At 60.8% G+C, this 20,034-nt stretch carries 17 protein-coding genes; 10 read left to right on the top strand and 7 right to left on the bottom strand.

The annotated features are described in order from the left end of the window. Positions 1-505: 505 nt before the first annotated feature. Positions 506-1,579, bottom strand: a complete 1,074-nt coding sequence (locus VGL22_RS11040) for a zf-HC2 domain-containing protein (RefSeq protein WP_465266974.1) — start codon at positions 1,577-1,579, stop codon at positions 506-508. An 18-nt stretch (positions 1,580-1,597) separates the two neighbouring features. Next, a complete protein-coding gene (locus VGL22_RS11035) occupies positions 1,598-2,473 on the bottom strand; it encodes an RNA polymerase sigma factor (protein ID WP_465266973.1) in 876 nt (291 codons plus the stop codon). A 39-nt stretch (positions 2,474-2,512) separates the two neighbouring features. Here VGL22_RS11035 and VGL22_RS11030 point away from each other — a divergent pair, with 39 nt between their 5' ends. The 4 genes from VGL22_RS11030 (at position 2,513) to VGL22_RS11015 (ending at position 9,073) form a co-directional block, all read left to right on the top strand. Continuing rightward, complete coding sequence (locus VGL22_RS11030) at positions 2,513-3,691, top strand: ARPP-1 family domain-containing protein (protein WP_465266972.1); 1,179 nt, start codon at positions 2,513-2,515, stop codon at positions 3,689-3,691. A 102-nt stretch (positions 3,692-3,793) separates the two neighbouring features. Then, the gene (locus tag VGL22_RS11025) at positions 3,794-6,130 is read left to right on the top strand and encodes a TonB-dependent receptor (protein WP_465266971.1); all 2,337 of its coding nucleotides are present in this window, start codon (positions 3,794-3,796) and stop codon (positions 6,128-6,130) included. 105 nt (positions 6,131-6,235) lie between these two features. Then, positions 6,236-8,296, top strand: coding sequence for a mechanosensitive ion channel family protein (locus VGL22_RS11020; protein ID WP_465266970.1), 2,061 nt, complete (start codon positions 6,236-6,238; stop codon positions 8,294-8,296). A gap of 75 nt (positions 8,297-8,371) precedes the next feature. Then, positions 8,372-9,073 (top strand): metal-dependent hydrolase, encoded by a 702-nt coding sequence (locus tag VGL22_RS11015; RefSeq protein WP_465266969.1) that lies wholly within the window; start codon positions 8,372-8,374, stop codon positions 9,071-9,073. Between the two features lie 121 nt (positions 9,074-9,194). On the opposite strand, the gene VGL22_RS11010 is transcribed toward VGL22_RS11015, so the two are convergent. Beyond that, complete coding sequence (locus tag VGL22_RS11010; protein WP_465266968.1) at positions 9,195-9,416, bottom strand: hypothetical protein; 222 nt, start codon at positions 9,414-9,416, stop codon at positions 9,195-9,197. Positions 9,417-9,706: 290 nt separating this feature from the next. Next, entirely contained in the window at positions 9,707-12,067 is a 2,361-nt protein-coding gene (locus VGL22_RS11005) for an amino acid permease (RefSeq protein ID WP_465266967.1), read from the bottom strand. A 378-nt stretch (positions 12,068-12,445) separates the two neighbouring features. Between VGL22_RS11005 and lnt the strand changes: the two genes are divergently transcribed. The 3 genes from lnt (at position 12,446) to VGL22_RS10990 (ending at position 15,802) form a co-directional block, all read left to right on the top strand. After that, positions 12,446-14,059, top strand: coding sequence for an apolipoprotein N-acyltransferase (gene lnt, locus VGL22_RS11000; RefSeq protein WP_465266966.1), 1,614 nt, complete (start codon positions 12,446-12,448; stop codon positions 14,057-14,059). Positions 14,060-14,229: 170 nt separating this feature from the next. Beyond that, a protein-coding gene (prfB, locus tag VGL22_RS10995) for a peptide chain release factor 2 (protein WP_465266965.1) occupies positions 14,230-15,370 on the top strand; the annotation gives its coding sequence in 2 pieces (ribosomal slippage) (positions 14,230-14,301 and positions 14,303-15,370; 1,140 coding nt in all). Positions 15,371-15,379: 9 nt separating this feature from the next. Beyond that, positions 15,380-15,802 (top strand): CoA-binding protein, encoded by a 423-nt coding sequence (locus VGL22_RS10990; protein ID WP_465266964.1) that lies wholly within the window; start codon positions 15,380-15,382, stop codon positions 15,800-15,802. Positions 15,803-15,860: 58 nt separating this feature from the next. On the opposite strand, the gene VGL22_RS10985 is transcribed toward VGL22_RS10990, so the two are convergent. Both VGL22_RS10985 and VGL22_RS10980 read right to left on the bottom strand, forming a co-directional pair. Continuing rightward, the gene (locus VGL22_RS10985) at positions 15,861-16,118 is read right to left on the bottom strand and encodes a DUF2442 domain-containing protein (RefSeq protein WP_465266963.1); all 258 of its coding nucleotides are present in this window, start codon (positions 16,116-16,118) and stop codon (positions 15,861-15,863) included. Then, entirely contained in the window at positions 16,102-16,344 is a 243-nt protein-coding gene (locus tag VGL22_RS10980) for a DUF4160 domain-containing protein (protein WP_465266975.1), read from the bottom strand. The genes VGL22_RS10985 and VGL22_RS10980 overlap by 17 nt, the downstream gene beginning before the upstream one ends. A gap of 90 nt (positions 16,345-16,434) precedes the next feature. Here VGL22_RS10980 and VGL22_RS10975 point away from each other — a divergent pair, with 90 nt between their 5' ends. From VGL22_RS10975 to VGL22_RS10965, 3 genes are read left to right on the top strand one after another with little or no spacing between them, the layout of a single operon-like run. Beyond that, entirely contained in the window at positions 16,435-16,713 is a 279-nt protein-coding gene (locus VGL22_RS10975) for a BrnA antitoxin family protein (RefSeq protein WP_465266962.1), read from the top strand. A 49-nt stretch (positions 16,714-16,762) separates the two neighbouring features. After that, positions 16,763-18,958, top strand: coding sequence for a protein-disulfide reductase DsbD family protein (locus VGL22_RS10970; protein ID WP_465266961.1), 2,196 nt, complete (start codon positions 16,763-16,765; stop codon positions 18,956-18,958). A 39-nt stretch (positions 18,959-18,997) separates the two neighbouring features. Then, positions 18,998-19,609 (top strand): redoxin domain-containing protein, encoded by a 612-nt coding sequence (locus VGL22_RS10965; RefSeq protein ID WP_465266960.1) that lies wholly within the window; start codon positions 18,998-19,000, stop codon positions 19,607-19,609. A 19-nt stretch (positions 19,610-19,628) separates the two neighbouring features. Here VGL22_RS10965 and VGL22_RS10960 read toward each other — a convergent pair. Continuing rightward, positions 19,629-20,034: AAA family ATPase (locus VGL22_RS10960; RefSeq protein ID WP_465266959.1), on the bottom strand; the 406-nt coding region annotated here is incomplete at its 5' end.

The following is a 20,034-nucleotide window of genomic DNA, read 5'->3' as shown; positions in this document are numbered from 1 at the left end:
TCCGTCAGAGCGCCTGACCCAGGCACAGGCGGTCATCGCGGAGGACCATCTGCCGCTGGATCGCACGCTCAGGCCGTTTCACGTGGAGTATGAGATTACTTCGCAGTAGGAAGTTTGCAGTTGAATGTAGTAACTCATTAGTAAATTATCCGCCTTGAACAGTCTCGCCGAGCAGGTCATTTATTCGCCACAAATTCGCTTTATATTCGGGTTAGGGGCGAAAATAAATGTAACAGACTATATCGCACTAATTTATTTGTAATCATAATTATATCGGTCACGTTGCCGTGCAGAATATGCAGCGAGTGGGGCCAAAACCATATTGGTTTTCTGGTAAACACAGTTCGGCGGACATGCGAGCAGGCGGTGGGCTGCGTAGCGGGATTGCGAGGAGCACAGCATAGTTCGAGAGGGAATTGTGCACCAGAGTGAACCTCTGCGGCTGTGCCCGCGGTCACAAGCGAACGCGAGATCAATCGGGACATCGCAGAATCCGGTAAGCCTTCTACTTCCAGCTCGCTCCGCCGTTCGAGGTTGTCCAGCTTGTTCCGTCGGCGGCGCGCACGGTGATCTCGATAGGTGAGTCGATCTGGATGTGAGCAATGCTGTGCACTGCGCCGTTCTTCTCCGGCAAGGCGGTGCGGATCCACGTTTGGCCCTCGTCCGATGAGTGATAGAGCTGGGCGTTATCACCGCCAATCCAGACATCCGCGCCAGCCGTGGCCAATACGCGCATGGGCGGCGCGTCGGCGGGCAGGACAGCCTGCCATGGACCGTCGCCGAATGCGCGCTCCGCCTGTCCCTGGCGGCTGATACGCCAGTGGGGCCGTGCCATGGGCGTTGCGGCCGCTTTGGCGAGTGCCCTGGTTGTGGTGTTGTTTGCGAAGGCGCTGGATGGCGCGTTTGCAACGCTTCCAGCTCCATGCAGCCTCGTACCGCCTGAGGCTAAAGGCGCGGGGATCTCCGCATGTGCGTCGATGGTCTGCTGTGAAGGCGCTGGCGCGATCTCAGCCTGCGCGGTTGTGAGGGGTGCGGGCGCGGGCGCGGCCGGTGCGGGTTGCGCTGCGGCCGGTGCGGGTTGGGCTGCGGACGGCGGGGCAAGCGGAGCGGCGATTCTGGCGCGCGCTGCCGGTGCGGCGGGTTGCGACTTCTTGTCTGCCGCGATCGATGCGGTTGGTGACGCCGAGATGGCGACGTCCGATGGAGAGGTTGCCGGAGGCGCCGGAGCCTGGAGCGCGACGGACGCATTTTGCTGTGCGTCGCGAGGCGCATGATGCAGTACGAGGACCGTGGCAACCAGCGCCGCGGCGGCTGCAAATGCTGGAATGGCAATGCGAAAGATCGGACGGCGGCTTCGGACCCATGCCACTCCCACCGCTTCCACGGGTGCTGCGTCGGACGCGAGCGCGACGACGGCACGACACTCTTCGCATCCCGACAGGTGGTTCAGAACGCGGCGGCGCTCATCGGCCGGCAGCAAGCCCTCTGCAAACGCGTTCAAAAGGTCAGGCTCAGGGTGCGAGCTGGCTGCCTGGGGCGCGAGTGCGTTGCGCAGCGAATTGGCATTCAGTGGCTTCAATACGAATTCCGTCTCTCCTTAGAACGTTCCGATCCCTTTTTCTTGCCGAAGAGTTGCGCCCACATCCGTATTCAGATCGCGAACGTCAAGTTCGGCGAGGAGTTCATCACAGCGTGCAGGACTGAATCCCGCATGGAGCATTCGCTTACGTACTCCTTTGCGAATGCTTGTTGTGAGCCGGTCGAGCTTACGGCTGATGGTTGACTCGTGCACGCCCAGCTGGCGGCCGATCTGGGCGAGGGTGCGGCCGTCGAGGAAGTAGGCCGCAAGCAGTAAGCGGTCTTCCGGTGTGCACTGGGCGAGCGTGGCCGCCAACGCGATGTTCACAGGTTCTGGATTCGCCGGGGTTTCGGCAGGCGGCGCGGAAGCAAAACCGACGCCCTGCTCCATTTGCTCTTCCAGGCTCACGTGGTGCACAGCGGTCCGGCAGCGATCAATGTGCTTTTGCGCTATCACGGTGCGCAGCCATCCGGCCAGCGAGCCGCGGCCCATATAGTAGTCGAGTTTGGATACGCGGCGGCCCTCGCGATTGGGAAGGCCGTAGAGCTCAGCGTAAGCGCTGTCGGCGATTTCGCGGCCTGCGGCATCGTCGCGGGCTATCTGGCAGGCTGCGCGGACAAGGTCCCCTCGATAGCTGGCGAGAAACACATCCCATGCCGTTTCGTTGCCGGCCGAGCAGGCGCGCGCAAGCACCAACTCCTGCACATGGAGGGACTTTACCAGCGCGATCTGTTCGCCGGCGGAGACGTGTTGGGCATAGCGCTCGACCACCAGCCTGACGTGCTCCTCGAAGCGGTCCATATCAATGCCGTAGTCCATCGCGCGCGACTCGGCGTAGCGCGTGCGGATGACATCGCGTAGAGAGCCGGATCGGAGCCAGGAGAGAGCGGGCATTCGCACGAATGGTAGCAAATTTTATGCAAGCGGGCCGACGTGGATCGTTCTTCAGGCGTGCCGCTGCTGCGGCGGGAGGAGAACATGACAAACCCCGGCGAGTGTTGGAAGAAATGGACGAGAGTTGCCGCAATGATCCTGGGAGGCGCGGCCGCGACGGTTTTGACTACGAGTGGCGCCCGGGTCAACGCTGCCGGTGGACAGGACGGCCGCGAAAACCTGAAGGTGCTGGAACCCATGGTGCACGGGAACCTGGCTCTGTATCCGGTGGTGGCAGAGCGAAGCAACGATTCTTCGATGCTGATCACTCTGGATGAGGGAATTCGCAGCGGCGAGGTCACGGTGACGGAGGCCGGGGAAGATCGCGGGCTGGTGCGGCCCGGGCACGCCGTTCCACCGCGGCGAAACGGCGCGGAGGTGAACCGGCTCGTGCTGGTCAACAATTCCAAAAAGCCGTTGCTGCTGCTTGCCGGCGAGATTGTGACTGGGGGCAAGCAGGATCGTGTCATCGGAGCCGATCGCATTGTGCCTGCGGGCTCAGCGCCGATTGACCTGAGTGTGTTCTGCGTGGAACCCGGCCGTTGGGTGGAGTCGAGTGCGAACTTTGGCTCCATGGGGGCGCAGATGGCGCAGCCCAGTGTGCGCACGCCCGCCATGGCGGAGCACAACCAGGCGAAGGTCTGGGACAACGTGCGCGCTTCCAACAAGAACATCGCGGCGGGCCTTGCCGCTCCTTTGGCGGCGCAGGTTGAATCGACAAGCTCGTACGCCAAGGTGTTCTCGAACACGGCAGTTGCCGCGGCCGTGACCGCGGAGTATGGCGGCGCGGAGGGCGAACGCGCCATGCTGCGCGCGTTGAAAGAGAAGGCCGCAGTCGGTGTCGTGGTCACCATCAACGGGGAAGTGGCATGGGCCGATGTCTTCGCGAATACGGATTTGCTTGCGCGTTACTGGCCGAAGCTGGTGCGCAGTTACGTTGCGGAAGCGATGACGAGCAGTAACGCGCAAGGCAAACCGCAGACGCGCGACGCCCAGATGTTTATCAATTCCCTGAGTGGCGGGCGCGAAGTTGTGGAGACGGAGCCGGGGATCTTTCGCCGCTCCGATGTGACAGGAGACGGATACCGCGTGTTTACGTTGACAGCGTTGCTGCCGAAGACGGGGTACGTTGTGCATCTGACGAAGATGCGGCAGCCGGACACGATGGCGCGGAAGTGAGCTCCAACTTCAGGCCGGGACGGGTCGGCCGCGGCCTGAGGAATTGCTCATTCGGCTCCCAATCTCGCACCGGCGTGACTCTGGTTGCGTTAAAAATGAAGAGTGAGGTTGATTTCCATCTGGATACGGGCCGTTCTGCTGCCCGTGGGGTTCGCGCTTGCGCTGGCCGGGTTTGCGCAGGCGAATCGCGGAGAGTTGCGGTTCAGCGTTACGGACCAGTCCGGCGCCGGCTTGAAAGCGCGCGTGCAGCTGGACTCGCGCGCAAACCAGGTTCATCAATCGCTTGAAACCGACAAAGCGGGACATCTCGTGGTGCCGATGGTGCCCTTTGGCGCTTACGAAGTGATGGTGCAGCAGCCGGGATTCACCACATTTGAGGGGACCGTCAATGTGAAATCAACGGTGCCGCTGGAGAAGCGAATCCCCCTGTCGCTGGCCTCGGTGCAGAGCGAAGTACGGGTGAGCGCGGAGAGCCCGCTGCTGAATTACGACTCGGCGGCAGCGGCAACACAGATTGGACTCGAGCAGATTCATGACCGCAGCTCGTCGCTGCCCGGGCGCACGGTGCAGGACCTTGTCGTGTCGCAGCCTGGATGGCTCTATGAGGGAAATGCCGTTCTACATCCGCGCGGATCGGAGTATCAGACGCAGTTTGTCGTGGACGGAATTCCGCTCACCGATAATCGCTCGCCAGGCTCGGGGCCGGAAATCGAGGCCGAGGATCTCGAATCCGTGAGTATCTACACGGCCGGCTTCCCGGCGGAGTATGGACGCAAGATGGGTGGTGTGGTGGAGCTGAACACGCAGCGCCAGACGGATCCGGGGCTGCACGGAGACGTAGTGCTGGGGGGCGGCACGTACAACTCTTTGTCTGGCTACGGGCAGCTGCAGGAGACGCGCAGGAAGGACACGTTTTCAGCCTCGGCGTCAGGCGCGCACACTGAGCATTACCTTAATCCAGTGGTGCCTGAGAACTACACGAACAAGGGGACGACCGCGGACTTCGCCGTGATGTATGAGCGCGATGTGAGCGAAAAGGATCGGCTGATGCTCAGCGTACGGCGCGCTGTGTCCCGTTATCTTATCCCCAACGAGCTCATCCAGCAGGAAGCCGGGCAAGTGCAGAACGGCGAAAACCTTGAGACCATGGGGATGGCGCGGTTCCAGCATGTGATCTCGGCAGAGAGTTTGCTCTTTCTTTCCGGCATGCTTCGGGACAACGCCAAGGATCTGGAATCGAATACAAGCCCCACGCCCATTGCAGCGTTTCAGCACAACAGGTTTCGCGAGGGATATTTTAAAGGGACCTACTCGCTGCATCACGGACGCCATGAATTCAAGACCGGCGTGGAGTCGGACGCGGCGTTTCTGCACGAGAACTTCCGCTACGAGATCACGGATCCTTCGCAGTTCGACCCGGCAACCCCCCTTGCGATGGCTTTCGCGGATGATCGCCCCGACCTGGAGCAGTCGGCGTTTGTGCAGGACTTGATGCGCATCGATGACTGGACGGCGAGCGTGGGCCTGCGCTGGGACCACTATCAGCTTCTGCTGAACCGGAACGCCGTGAGCCCTCGGCTGGCTTTGAGCCGAGCCTTTCCCGCGCATGAACTCATGTTCCATGCGGCGTACGATCATGTGTTCCAGACGCCTGCGTTCGAAAACATTCTTATCTCGAGCTCTGCAAAAGCGACCGCACTCAGCGGCGATTTTCTTAATCTGCCGGTGCAGCCGTCGACGGGAAATGACTTCGAGTTGGGAGGCACGAAGGGCTTCGCCAACAAACTGCGCGTGGACGCAACCGCGTATTGGCGTCTGGCGCACAATGCCGCCGACGATGATCAGTTGTTGAACACGGGAGTGAGCTACCCTATCGCGTTTGATCGCAGCGCGACTTACGGAGCGGAAGCCAGAGTGCAGGTTGTGGGAGCGGGCCCCGTGAACGGATTCGTGAGCTACTCATACATGGTCGCGAAGGTGTGGTTCCCCGTCACCGGCGGGCTTTTCCTGGGCGATGATGCGGCGGAGGCGGGCTACAACACAGGCGGCCACTTTCCGGCGACGCAGGACCAGCGGAATACGCTGTCGACGCGTTGGGAGGGGAGCTTGACCAAACGTCTGCGGGTGGCTGCGGGGGCGTCTTACGGGTCGGGGTTGCCCTTTGAGTACGGCGGCACGGAGGCGGAAGCTCTGGCGCAGTACGGGCCGGCAGTGGTGAGCCGCCTGAACTTCGCGCGCGGCCGGACCTTGCCGGTGCTGGCCCTGAATGCGTCAGCCATTGCCGAGGTTTATCGCCATGAGCACACGCGGGTGGATCTGCACGTGGACGGGGAGAATCTGAATGGCAGGCTCAACGTGCTGGATTTCGGCGGCTTGTTCTCAGGCAATGCGATCGCACCGGGAAGATCGGTAACGGTGCGCCTCGATACCCGCTTCTGAATCAGCGGGTTGCGCCCCAATCCCTACCCGCTCACATCCGATACGGCGAAAAGTGCTTCAAACCAGACTATGAAGCTCTTTCCGTGGGGAAGGGCACGGCCCCGCATGAGCCGGTCCTTCGCTCTTTTGCTTTTTGCTGCAAGTCTTTGGATCGGCCTGGATTCTGCGTGGAGCGGTGCGCAAGCCGCCGAAATCTCTTCACAAAAGCACAGAACTGCGACTGAAGCGAAGAATCCTTCGCATGAACCGCCGACCGCGGCGGGCTCAGAGCAAGCCGCCCACGGAGCCGCGCCCGGACAGCCCACTGCACCCAAGGAGATTACGGCGCTGCACCTGGAGCAGTTGCCGAAGCCGCTGCCGCCGAGCCTGACGCAGGGTATCGATGTGAGCCAGCGGTCGCAGGTAATCCTCGCGCACCTGAGCGAGGTGATCAAGTTCTATCGCATGACGGCGACGCCGGTTCAGAAAACGGGCGAGCCAAGCGACGTGCTGTATGCGCAGCAGGCGCAGAGCACGGCCACGCAGGTGGCGCAGCTGGCGTTCCAGTCGGCCCGCGATGAGGCGGCGCTGCTGGCGAGGATTCAGGGCGCGGCCGGTAAAGCAGCCGATCAGCCCGCGGTGGGTGAGGCGCAGCGCCTGCATGATGCGCAGGCACAGATTGCACAGCAGATCCAAACCCTGCAAGCCAGGGCGGCGGACCTGGATAAGCAAATGAGCAAAGCCCGAGCCAGGGATCGCTCTGCAGTGGAGGAGCAGAAGACCGATGTGCAGGGGCAACTCGAACTGGCGGCCGCGGAGCAGGAAGCGCTGGGCAAGGTAGCCGGTATCTCGCTGTCACAGGGCAACAGCGGCCTGCAGGGGGAGATCGACAAGCTGCAGAGCGCGGTGCCTGAGGTGGTTGACAACAAGGTCAAGCCGGTGCCGAACACGATGGAGAGCCTGGGCTCGCTGCGGGACGCCGGGGTTGTCACGCAGGGCCAGGTCTTGTTTCAACTTATGGGCACGCTGCATGCAATTGACCAGCGCACTCAGGAAGTGAAGAAGCTGCACGGGGAGGCGGAGGAATTGCGCACGCCCCTGGTGAACATTTTGCGGGCCACGGTGAAACAGGGTGAGCAGTTGCGCCAGGCGCAAAGCTCGGCTCCGGATCGTGCGGAGTTGCGGAAGAAGTATGACGAGCTGACGGATGCATTCAAGACAATCAGCGGAGTTTCCGTGCCGATCGGACAGGAGATTCTGCTGTTGGAGCAGGCGCACGGCAACTTCATTTCCTGGCGTGCGACGGTGGATTCAGAGCGAGTGGAAATCCTGCACTCGGTGCTCATACGGATGGTGTTCATTGCCGCAGCGCTGCTCCTGGTTTTCGTCTTGGGCGAGGTGTGGCGGCGCGCGGTGATGCGCTATGTGCAGGATCTGCGGCGCAGGCGGCAGTTGCTGGTGATCCGGCGCATGGCGATCGGGTTTGTAAGCGGAGTGGTGATCCTGCTGGGGTTTGTAACGCAGTTCAGCTCCCTGGCGACGTTTGCAGGTTTCATTTCCGCGGGCATCGCGGTGGGACTGCAAACCGTGCTGCTGTCGGTGGCGGCCTACTTCTTTATCGTGGGCCGGTACGGGGTAAAGGTAGGCGACCGCATCACCGTGGCGAACGTGACCGGCGATGTGGTGGAGGTGGGGCTGGCGCGCTTCTACATGCTGGAATTGGCCGGAGCAGGGACGGAACTGCATCCCACGGGACGCGTGGCGGTGTTTGCAAATTCGGTGCTGTTTCAGACAGGCACTCCACTGTACAAGCAGATCCCCGGCACCAGTTATGCGTGGCACGAGGTGGTGGTGAAGGTGAAGCCGGGAACGGATTACCAGCCGGCGCTCCAGACAATCCGCAACGCCGTGAGCAAGGTATACGACGAGTACTGCGAGCAGATTGAGCGGCAGCATGCCGATGTGGAGGCATGGATGGATACCGCGGTGCCGAAGCCTAAGATCGAGTCGCGGCTGCAACTGGCGGATGGGTTGCAGTACTCCGTGCTTTATCCGGTGCGGATGGGGCACGCCGCGGAGACCGACCAGAAGGTTACACAGCGGGTGCTGGAGGCTGTGGCGCACGATCCGGCCACGGCCCAGGTAGTGGATGGGTCGCCCACTTTGCGCGCAGTGGTGAAAACCTAGCGTCTGCTCATTGGGTCCTGGTGGGTAGAGGGTGTGGGTCGTGTGGCATTCTAACGGCTGAGGAGATGAGAAGAGATGGCATCTGACAAGGGATTGAGGATTACCTGGCTAGGGCATGCAACCGTGCTGATTCGAACCGCGAAGGGAACCAACATCCTGATTGATCCGTGGATTCAAAATCCAAAGTATCCGAAGGGTTTTGAGCTTCCCTCGGCCATTCACTACATCCTGCTGACCCATGGGCACGGCGATCACATGGGCGACGCCGTGCCGGTGGCGAAGAAGCATGGCTCGACGGCGGTGGCGATCTACGAACTAAGCGATTACATTGCGAAGCAAGGCGTTGAAAAGACCGTTGGCATGAACCTGGGCGGAACGGTGAAGCTGGAGGATGTCGCCGTCACAATGGTGGACGCGAAACATTCGTCAGGCGCACAGGATGCCAACGGAACGCACTACGTGGGCGTGGCCGCCGGGTATGTTCTAACGCCCGATGAAGGCCCGGTGCTTTATCACGCAGGCGATACATGCGTGTTCGGAGATATGCGTCTCATTGGCGAGTTATACAACCCCGAGATAGCCATGCTTCCAATCGGCGGGCATTTCACCATGGACCCGAAAGAAGCTGCAATGGCTGCGAAGCTGCTGGGATCAAAGACTGTGCTTCCCATTCACTGGGGTACCTTCCCGATGCTTACCGGAACTCCGCAGGACCTTGCAAGCCAGGTGGATACGAATGTGAAGGTGGAGCATTGGGCGCCGGGAGATACGCTGTAGAGGCTACGTTGTAGAGGCAGGGAGCAGGCAATCGGGACTGTCTGAGGGGCGTAACTCGGCTCTTGAGTCAGAGAGTAAAAAGGGGCCGGCGCGGGCTAGCCCCTTTGGTTCCTGAGTGAATTTACTTGCTGGAAGTCTTCTTCTGTTCGGCCCAGCGGCGTTTCACGGCTTCTGCAATGCGGCGACGACCTTCTGGAGAGAGCCGGCGCTTCTTGGCTGGAGCTTTGGCCGCCTTGGCCGCTGCCTTCTTCGCCTTGATACCGGAGCCGGCCAGCAGGGCACGAGCTTGCTGCAATGTTGCGATTTCCTGATCGATCTGGGAAAGAATTTCAGACAGTACCACAACTTCCTCCTGCGTTCTTTTTTTTCTTTTTGACGGAGTGGTCTAACCTGTCTGAAAAAGGGGCCCCCGGGCCATCCCACCTGTATTCACGATAATTGCCGGTAAGGCAATTCGACAAAGGAAATGTGAATCCGTTCGCGCACGGAATGAACGGTCAGCAGAAACCGAAGTAACAGTTACATGCGCGTGACTGAAAGCTCGACAGAGGGGGCTCAGCGGCGCTGAACGCTGTCTCATCCCCACATCGTCAGGAGCAATCGCAGGGACTTCGGATCGCGTTGCAGGTTGTATCAGCGAGTGCGCGGCGGTGCGGCATCGTGCGAGTCCGCTGCCGGACGTCCGCCGGTGAGCTGTTGGGGCGGCGGCCCGGAATCCATGGGGAGATTGGCTGCGCGGTAATTACGAATGTCGCGCAGAATCTCAACCTTCTCACGTGCGTACTGGCCCGCAAGACGAGTCAGGGCAAAGGTAATGATGTCGCTGTGGTGGAGGTCTGATACGGTTGGATCGCGCCGCATGTTCAGCCACAAGCGATGCACTAACTGCACATCGTCAGGGCTGAGGTTGGGCGCGTGCGGTCCTATGTAGAAGACCTTGGACTGGCCGTTAGGCTCGATGACATGGAAGTTGAACTGGCGCTTGGGTTGGGGCAGCGCTTCCCATGCCTGGCCCAGATGATACGCCTGGGCTTCCGAGGTCATCTTGGTGGAGACGCCGGAGACAATCGAGTCAACCTCGAGGTTGTTCGCGCTCTGCGCAAGCGCGGCAAAGATATCGCCTGCCGGGACGACAAGCAGCGAGACAGTTTTTCCAAAGCTCTCCGCAACGGAGATAGCCTTCGTGAAGAGCATCTGTTCGTGCTCGGAAAAGTTTTGTTCCTCGGGCGAAAGAAACTCGGGTCCGCCCGCGGCCATGATGCGCACGCTGAGCACCACAATGTCGCTGTCGTCGCTGGCATGATGAGCAAGAGCCCACTTCAGCGCAAACGGGTTGGCGGGGTCGCGCATCGTCACCATGACACCGCCGGGCTTGATATCCACCGACTCGCGGCTGATGGTGTCCTGGTGTTCGAGCTGGAAGTGGTCCTTCATCTGCCGCGCAGTCAGGGCGTGCTTGCGCTTGTTCTGCCGCTCGCTCACCGTGAAAATGATGAAGAAGGTCCCGGCGAAGACGATGCCGCTCACCGTGGCCACTGACTTGGTGAACAGGTTGGTAATCGCCGTGGAGAGCAGGACCAGGAAGACGCAGATGAGGCCGATCGGAATTTCGGTCTTGCCGATGCGGATGTTGGGCGGGACCTTCCAGCCGCGTTCCCCCTTGTACTTCCAGCGAAGCACCAGCATGGCCAGCGCGTTGAAGGTAAATGACCAGATCACGCCGAAGGCATAGGCCTCGCCCAGCGTGATGACGTTGCCGCGCGTGGCGACGATGGTGAACATCTGGAGGATGAAGACCAGGTTCACGATGCGGGAGGGACTTCCGAATTTGTGATGCGGCTTGCGGAACCAGTCCGTAAGTACGCCGTCTTCCGCCACGCGCTGCAGTACGCCGGTGGAACCAATCATCGAGGTGTTGATCGCGCCGGAAAGGATAAGAAAACCGACCAGCACAACAAAGACGCGGAACACGATTTTTATCGTGTTGGGGCCGCTCAAATACATGGCCAGGCCGGCGATCAGGTTGTCCCGGTAAATCAGGGTGCGGGGGCCATCGGGGATCAGCATCGAGGCCAGCAGGGTTGCGCCTCCGGTGAAGATGAGGCTGTAGATGGCGATGACAATGGCCGCGCGCTTGAGGTTCTTGAGCTTGGGATGCTCGATCTCGCGATTTACCTGGGCCAGGCTCTCCTCACCCGACATAGCAAGAATCGAGTGTCCAAACGCCATGAGGATGCCGAACATGCCGAGGCTTGGGAGCAGGTTAGGCATGTGCTTCAGGAACCCCAGAGCATCGTCACTGAATTTGAGGTTGGCGGGCGTAGGCAGGGGCGGCAGGTGCGCTCCCTGCGCAAGGACGGAGTAGACCCCCCAGGTCAGCATGATGACCACCATGACAGTGGTGATCTGCATGACGCGAAGAGCCTTGTCGCTGGATTCCTCGATGCCCTTGACGTTCTGCCACCAGTAATACGTAGTGACTATGGCGGCGAAGACAGCGGAAGTGTGGTCGACGTTGAACTGGTAAGGGACGCCGTTGGGCATCATGGCGGGCGGCAACCAGTGGTAGTCGTTGAGCACGTGCACCAGTTCGTTCATGAGGCCGACAATGTACTGTCCGGCCGAAACGCCTGAGATGGGCCCCGTCAGAATGTAGTCGAACATCAGGGCGGAGACGCTTAGCTTGGCGAAGGTGCCGCCCAGCGCTTCCTTGACCACACGGTACACGCCACCGCGGGTAAACATGGAACAGCTTTCAACGTACACCGCGCGCACGGCGAAGCTGAACAGCATGATGCCGAGAATGAACCAGGGGGCGGACTTGCCGATGGCCTGTTCGGCGATACCACCGGCGTAAAACGCCGAGGAGCCAAGGTCATTGAGAACGATTGCGGCGGCTCGCCAGAAAGAGATGAAGCTCAGCATCACGGAGGATGCCACAATGAGCCGAACGCGGTCGGAGGGCGGGGCAACGGTCGTTCGTGTAGAGGCCATCACTGAATAGCCGGCGAACGGCCGGCTGTGTCAATTCCTTTGCGGGCGAAATCGTCTTCTTTCCCCGTCCGCCCTTGGCTGAGAATAGAGCCGAATGATGTGGGAGTCAATCAATTCCGCATGAAAGAGGCGAAGTGCCTTAAAACCAATCACTTTTGCTCTGAGAGAAGACCGCCGCCGAGGTTGTGAGCACATCGGCTATCCCCATAAAAACATGGTTGCCAACAGGGTGAACATCGATCGGCGAAGCATGGGGCGCCGGTGGCGGGTGTGTGCTTCGCGAACGCCGCGAGCGGTGCGCTCGTCAGTTGGTTCAGGACGCGAGAGCCCTTCACATCAGTGCGATACACTCGGCGCAGGATGCAGAAAAGACAATGGATGAGGTGGGCGGCGGCGGGACTGAGCGCGGGCCTGCTGGAGCTGCCGTTTCCGCTGGCCGGGCCCCTGCCGCCATGGCGAAGTGTGTTCGCGTGGTTCGGGCTGGCGCCGCTGATCTGGGCCGTTCTGCGCGCCAGTGAAGACGCTAATCGCCCCCTGCGGCGCTCGTTTCTGGTGGCCTATGTGTGCGGCGTGCTGTGGTATATGGGCAACTGCTACTGGATCTACGCCACCATGAATATCCATGGCGGGATTCCTCCGTTTGTTTCGGTGCTGCTGCTGGTGGCGTTCAGCCTGGTGCTCGGCGGATACTTCGGGCTGTTCGGGCTGGGGCTCGCAGCGGTGCGGCGCAGGTTCGGAATGGGCTGGGCGCTGGCTGCGGCGCCGTTTCTGTGGGTGGCACAGGAATTTGCCGGGGCGCGCATCACTTCAGTGCCCTGGGATCAGCTGGGGTATTCGCAGGTGGACAATGGGCTCTTGACACCGCTGGCGCCGTGGACCGGGGTGTATGGGATCAGCTTTGTGCTGGTTGTCGCGAATACCCTGTTTGTGGGTGCATTGGTTTTCAGAGAGCGCAAGCATGCCATCGCCTCGGCCATAGCTGCTGCATTGATGCTGGCAGTTCGATCCATGGGCGCATCGATGGATATGCCGAGTGCGCCGGCCTCCGCCACTGCCGTTCTGGTACAGCCAAACCTCGATGTAACCGCGGACAATAACTGGTCCGGCCCTGACTGGGACGCTCACATCGCGCAGTTCACCAGGCTTGCCGGCGAGGAGTGCAAATCCTACATCGCCGGGATCCCGCAAACCGGCGCTCCCTCGGGCGAGATTCAGTGCCCGCCGTATCCCACGCATCCTGACCTGGTGGCCTGGCCGGAAGCGCCGGCACCCTTTATTGAGCCCGACCCGAAGTTCCAGCAAGCCATCCAGCACATTGCTCAGACGGTGCAGGCTCCGCTGGTTGTTGGGGGCATCGGAACGGAGTGGGCTGGAGACAACGAGGGCTGGCACAACTACAACTCGGCCATGCTGTTTGCGCCGAATGGATCGAAGATCGGACGCTATGACAAGATCCACCTGGTGCCTTACGGCGAGTACATTCCCTTCAAGAATTTGGTAGGGTTTGCGCACAAGCTCACGGGGCGGGTCAGTGACTTCTCGCGTGGCAAGGACCGCATGGTCTTTCGCATCCCTGATCAGAAGGGAACCGTGCATCGCTATGGTTTCCTCATCTGCTATGAGGCGGTGTTTGCCGATGAGGTGCGGGAGTTCGCGCGCAACGGCGCCGAGGTGCTGGTGAACATAAGCGACGATGGCTGGTACGGCGATACCAGTGCTCCCTGGCAGCACCTGAACATGGCGCGGATGCGCGCCATCGAGAACCGGCGATGGCTCCTTCGAGACACCAATAACGGCGTGACCGCGGCCATCGATCCCTATGGGCGGGTGCGCCAGAGCATCCCGCGCCATGCGGTCGACGCTTTACCCGCGCAGTTCGGGTTCCGCGACGACGTGACGTTCTACACGAGCCACGGGGATGTGTTCGCGTGGTTGTGTGCGTTCGTTGCAATCGGGGCTGTGGGGTTTTCGCGCGGCGGGAAGCGGACCTAGCGGAGTCAGCGGTGCTCACGCAGGCGACAGGGATCTTGCCCAGGAGCTAGCTCTGGTAACTCCCGCTGACAGCGCTCTCTCCGTTATAATCAACCCAGCGCGACCGCCGGCGCTCGCGCGTCCGGCCCACTCGCCAACTCGCAATTCAAGTCAGGTCTAAAGAGCAAACAATGGCATCCTTGCAGGATCTCGAATTCGCCTATGCTCCCGTGCGCGACCAGGTGCGCGACCTGCGGGAGTATCTTTGACCCTGCCCGTCTCCGCAGGGAATCCGCAGACATTGAAAAGAAGCTAGCCGATCCGGCTTTGTGGAGTAATCCCGCGGCCAGCCAGCCGCTGATGCGAGACCGCAAGCGTCTGGAAAGCCAGATCGGCAGCGACGACGAACTGGTTCGCCGCAGCGGCGACATAGACGCCTATTTCGAGCTGGCGCGCGAAGGCGAAGACGTGCTCGAAGACCTTGAGCGCGATATCAACGCGTTGCGCACATTCGCTGAGGACCTCGAAGCCAGGACCATGCTTTCCGGCGAAGCCGATGCGCTGAACGCCATCGTCACGGTGCATCCCGGCGCCGGTGGAACCGAAAGCCAGGACTGGGCCGAGATGCTGCTGCGCATGTATCTGCGCTGGGCTGAGCAGCAAGGCTTCAAAACAGAGATGAACGACTACCAGGATGGCGAAGAGGCGGGCATCAAATCGGCCACATTCACCATCATGGGCGAGAATGCCTTCGGACTGCTTGCGGCAGAGAGCGGTGTGCATCGGCTGGTGCGTATCTCTCCGTTCGACTCCGCCAAGCGGAGGCATACCTCGTTTGCATCGGTCTACGTGTCGCCGGAAATCGATGAGACGATTCATGTCGACCTGAAGCTGGAAGATCTGCGCATCGACACCTACCGCTCGGGCGGCAAGGGCGGCCAGCACGTCAACACCACCGACTCGGCCGTGCGCATGACGCATCTGCCTACCAATATTGTTGTCCAGTGCCAGAACGAGCGCTCGCAGCATAAGAATCGCGAAAAGGCGATGAAAATGCTGCGTTCGCGGCTGTATGAATATGAGTTGGAGAAGAAGCGCGCCGAATCGAAGAAGCTCGAAGACGCCAAGCTCGAGATTAACTTCGGCTCGCAGATTCGCTCTTATGTGCTGCAGCCCTACCGCATAGCCAAGGATCATCGCACCAAGGTGGAAGTGGGCGATGTGGACAAGGTGCTGGACGGCTATCTGGAGCCGTTTCTGCGCGGTTACCTGCTGGCCAAGCGGCGCGGTACCGCAGTGGCAGCCAGCGGCGACGATGACCTGGATGTCTAGGGGACAGCGATGAATGAGCCGTCCGTTATCGAAGAAATGCTGCGGAAGTCGAAGACCATTGCCGTGGTCGGAATGAGCGACAAGGATTCGCGGGCCAGCTACCACATCGGCAAATACCTGGCCGCCCATGGATATCGCGTCGTGCCTGTGAATCCCACGCTGCAATCCGTACTGGGCTCAACGTGCTATCCCGATCTGGAGAGTGCGCAGACCGCGGTGCGCGCCGAGGGCGGGGAGATCGACCTGGTCGATGTATTCCGCTCGCCTGAGTTTGTGCCGCCCATCCTCGACGACGTCATGCGGCTGGGCATCAAGTACGTGTGGCTGCAGGACGGCGTGACCGCGCATGAAGCAGTCCGCAAGGCCGAAGCCGCGGGTGTGAAGTGCGTGCAGAATGATTGCATCTACCGCCGCCACGCCGAGATGTTCTAAAGGTAAGGATCAGGGAACATCCAGCTCGAAGTGATGTCATTCCGCCGTCTAGTGGGTGTCAGGCGGCGAAGGTATCCTTCGATGCCCGGAAATCGCCGTTGCCGGATAGCAAGCCGTCAATGGAGACATCTTCATCGAGCCCTTCCCAATGCAGGCCGCGGCTCGAGATGCGGACTTCGCGAAGCTGTTCGGCCGTGGCGCGTAGTAGGCGAGGAAACCACGCAAGCGGAACACCGAGGACACGGCCATCTGTGAGCGTAACCCACATGCTGTCGTCGTCGAACTCTACTTTCGTGGCGCTAGGCGAAGAACTCATTCCATGCCCTTTCAAACAGGTTCCGATTCTCCCACACAAGTCCAGTTAGTTCCCGTAACGTGCGGGCGTTGTAGCCATCATTGTAGGCCAGTTGCACTTCCGGCCGAAGCCAAAACTTGGCTTCCCAGCGGTCCCTTTCCACGTGAATATGGGCCGGTTCTCTGGGAATTCCTTCGTTTGAATAGAAGAAAAACCTGAAGCCCCGAATGCGCAGGACGGTTGGCATCGCATTCAATTTACCAAATCTGCGTTGCGAAGGGCCGAAATCTGCGACGAAGGTTCGATAGACTGAGTCCAAGGATCAGTGTTCGTCGGCATGAAGAAAATTCCTGAGTTCAAAAACGAGGCGGAAGAGTTTGAATTCTGGTCCCGCGCCGATTCCACGGAGTTCATCGATTGGTCGACGGCCAAGACCGCAAAGCCGACTAAGCTTAAACCCACGTTACGCACGATCTCTGTTCGCTTGTCCGTCTCCATGGTGGAGGACTTGAAATTGCTGGCAAACCAACGCGATGTTCCCTACCAGTCGCTGCTGAAGGTGTTTCTGGCTGAGCGGCTCCGCCAGGAAAAGGAGCCGCGTCGTCGCCGTGCATAAGCATCTGTTTCAAATCGCGGGGCCAATGCGACTCCTATCTGGATTTCTGTTGTCTATCTTGCTGCTGGCGGGCGTGCCGGGGTTCGCGGTGTCGAACTCGGCCGATGTTCAGCATCTGCACGTGCAGCTGGTTGTGCCGGCTTCGACATTGAGCCCGGGGAACGCGGCCAGTGCGGGACTCTACTTCAAACTCGAGCCTGGCTGGCACGTTTACTGGAAGAACGCGGGCGACGCAGGCGAACCGCCGCATATTAAATGGACACTTCCGCAGGGAATCACGGCGGGCGGCCTGCAATTCCCGGTCCCCACGCGGCTGCCGGTTGGTCCCTTGATGGATTTTGGATATGAGGACGAGGTTTTGTTTCCGTTCACGGTGAACGTGAGCTCCGATGCAAAGCCCGGTCCGGCTACGCTGCATGCGCACGTGGATTGGCTGGTGTGCCGCGAAGTTTGCATTCCGGGCAAGGCCGATCTTGAGACCACCCGTCCGGTTACAACAGAAGCTCCCAAAGCCGCCACTGTAGACCCCGACGGCAGCATCTACGGCAGACTGTCTAACCGCGTGCCGCGGCCTGCGCCGGTCACGTTCAAAGCGGGGTTCCGATCGACGCCGGCCGGGTTCAAGCTGACCGTCGAGACCGGGCAGCGCGAGACCGAGGCGGCATTCTTTCCGGCGGATCAGGATGTAATGGATAATCCTGCGCCGCAGAAACTAACGCCCACGGCGAAGGGATTCACGCTCGATATCAAGAAGGACGTGAATCTCGCCAAGGCGCCGGATCAGTTGCGCGGGCTGATTGAGTTGAGCGGTGGGCGAGCTTATGAAATTGCGGCGTCGCAGGGCGCGCCGGCAGCGATGAAGGCAGACAGCGCAACCGCGAGCGCAGCCAACTCTGAAGCAGCGGGAAGCCGTTCTCCGATCGTCGAAGCCGGTTCGACAGCTAACGTCGCCAGCTCCGCCCCCACCCAGCCAGGATTTTTGAAGATCATCGGTCTCGCCTTTCTCGGCGGTATCATCCTCAACCTCATGCCGTGCGTGTTCCCGGTGCTGTTCCTCAAGGGGCTGGCACTGGTGAACTCCGGCAATGAGGAGCGTCACCGCCTTCGAGCGCACGGGCTGGTCTACACAGCAGGCATCGTCCTTTCGTTCTGGGCGCTCGTCGGCGTGCTGCTGGGATTGCGCACCGCAGGCGCGCATCTTGGATGGGGCTTCCAGTTCCAGTCGCCGGTGTTTCTGTTCCTCATGGCGGGGCTCTTGTTCTTCCTGGGATTGTCGCTGGCGGGGCAGTTTGAGATTGGGTTGTCGCTGACCAGCGCGGGCGGCGAGCTGGCGCAAAAGCAGGGCTATACCGGCAGCTTCTTCACGGGAGTGCTCGCGGTGATTGTGGCCACACCCTGCACGGCTCCATTCATGGGAGCCGCCATCGGCTATGCTCTGGCGGCCCCCGCCATCGCCACGTTTGCTGTCTTCACCGCTCTGGCTCTTGGGCTGGCGGCGCCCTATCTCGCACTGACCCTTCAACCAGCCTGGACACGCATTCTGCCGCGGCCGGGCGCGTGGATGGAAGTGCTGCGCCAGGTGGTGTCCGTGCCCATCTTCGGAACCGTGATCTGGCTCGCGTGGGTCGTCGCCAACGTCTACGGAGCCACGATGCTCGCCGCGCTTCTGGCAAGCTTCCTGCTCCTTGCCATGGCCGGATGGTTCCTGGGGCGCTGGCCCGCGAAAGGATGGTCTGCGGTGCTGGCGGGGATGATTGCGCTGTGCGTGGTGGGGCTGAGTGTTTATGCCAAATCCGTGGTGGAGCCGGGCGTCCACGGCGACAGGCTCATCATGCTCAAAATCGCGCCTGTCCCAGGAACCAGTTGGCTGCCCTGGACCCCGGAAGCCGTGGGAAAGTATCAGTCCCAGGGCACTCCCGTTTTCGTCGACTTCACCGCCAAATGGTGCCTGAGCTGCCAGGTGAATGAGCGTGTGGCCCTCACACGCCCCGAAGTAATGCAGGCCTTTGCCGGTTCCCATGTGGCTCTCCTCAAAGCCGACTGGACCCAGCACGACGACTCCATCTCCCAGACCCTCGAAAAGCTGGGCCGCAGCGGCGTTCCCGTATACGCCTTGTATGTCCCCGGCGAGGCAAGTCCACACCTTCTGCCCGAAGCCCTCACGCCGGGAATCGTGCTGGACGCGATCCACTCATTGCCGCGCAACTCAACCCAGACGGCTGCGGCTGCGTCCAACAAACAGTAAGTCCGGTTCTTCTCATTCCCCACTGAGGAGGTCGACTCCATGACATTCCGCTCCCGCATCTTCATCGCGGTTTCGTCTGCCGCGCTGCTTCCGCTGGTTCCCGCCGCCCAGGTCAAGGTGGGAGATCCCGCGCCGCCGTTCACGGCCACCGACTCCCGAGGGCACACGCAGAAACTCGAGCAGTATCGCGGCAAATACGTTGTGCTCGAGTGGCACAACCAGGGCTGTCCGTTCACCAGGAAGCATTACTCCTCCGGCAACATGCAGAACCTGCAGAAGGAATGGACCGCGAAGGGAATCGTGTGGTTCACCGTGATCTCATCGGCGCCTGGCCACGACGGCTATGTCACGCCTGATGAAGAAAACTCTTATGTGAATCGGATGCACGCGGCGCCAAGCGCTGTACTACTCGATCCGAAAGGCGACCTGGGCCATAAGTACAGCGCCAGGACCACGCCGCACATGTTCGTAATCGATCCGCAGGGCAAGGTGATCTATGAAGGCGCGATCGACAACCGGCCCACGCCCGATCCAGCAGATGTGAACGGAGCAGAGAACTATGTCTCCGACGCGCTGATGGCGTCGATGGCCGGCAAGGCGGTCAATCCTGCATACACGCGACCGTATGGATGCTCGGTGAAATACGAGTGAAGGGGACGCCCCGCGCGTTTTACGGGCGTTCGCGCTTGCCTGACTTGATCCGCCGAATCTCTTCCATGCGCTGGGCCAGCATCTTCTCCCGGCCTTCCTGCGTCGGCTGGTAGTAGCTGCGGCCCTTGAGTGCTTCAGGAAGACAGTCCATGTCCGCCACGCGGCCCTCTTCGTCATGCGCGTACTTGTAGCCTTTGCTGTAATCCAGCTCCTTCATCAGCCGCGTGGGGGCGTTGCGCAGATGCAGCGGAACCGGCTCCTGGCGGGTGCGTTCAATCACCGAGTGCACCGCGCCGTAGGCGGTGTAGACCGCATTCGACTTGGGCGCGAGGCATAGATACACTACGGCTTCAGCCAGCGCCAGGTCGCCCTCAGGCGAGCCGAGGAAGTCCATTGCCTCCTTCGCGCTCAGGCACAGATTCAGC

This window comes from Occallatibacter sp. (assembly GCF_036502485.1).
Lineage (GTDB): Bacteria > Acidobacteriota > Terriglobia > Terriglobales > Acidobacteriaceae > Telmatobacter.
Note: the sequence above shows the minus strand (reverse complement) of the source record. Positions and strands in the feature narration are given on the sequence as shown.

Bases quoted from the DNA above. Each gene is read 5' to 3' on its own strand.
- VGL22_RS11035 (WP_465266973.1), bottom strand. From the start codon at position 2,473: ATGCCCGCTCTCTCCTGGCTCCGATCCGGCTCTCTACGCGATGTCATC.
- VGL22_RS11020 (WP_465266970.1), top strand. From the start codon at position 6,236: ATGAGCCGGTCCTTCGCTCTTTTGCTTTTTGCTGCAAGTCTTTGGATC.
- VGL22_RS11015 (WP_465266969.1), top strand. From the start codon at position 8,372: ATGGCATCTGACAAGGGATTGAGGATTACCTGGCTAGGGCATGCAACC.
- VGL22_RS11005 (WP_465266967.1), bottom strand. From the start codon at position 12,067: ATGGCCTCTACACGAACGACCGTTGCCCCGCCCTCCGACCGCGTTCGG.
- lnt (WP_465266966.1), top strand. From the start codon at position 12,446: ATGAGGTGGGCGGCGGCGGGACTGAGCGCGGGCCTGCTGGAGCTGCCG.
- VGL22_RS10990 (WP_465266964.1), top strand. From the start codon at position 15,380: ATGAATGAGCCGTCCGTTATCGAAGAAATGCTGCGGAAGTCGAAGACC.
- VGL22_RS10985 (WP_465266963.1), bottom strand. From the start codon at position 16,118: ATGAGTTCTTCGCCTAGCGCCACGAAAGTAGAGTTCGACGACGACAGC.
- VGL22_RS10980 (WP_465266975.1), bottom strand. From the start codon at position 16,344: ATGCCAACCGTCCTGCGCATTCGGGGCTTCAGGTTTTTCTTCTATTCA.
- VGL22_RS10975 (WP_465266962.1), top strand. From the start codon at position 16,435: ATGAAGAAAATTCCTGAGTTCAAAAACGAGGCGGAAGAGTTTGAATTC.
- VGL22_RS10965 (WP_465266960.1), top strand. From the start codon at position 18,998: ATGACATTCCGCTCCCGCATCTTCATCGCGGTTTCGTCTGCCGCGCTG.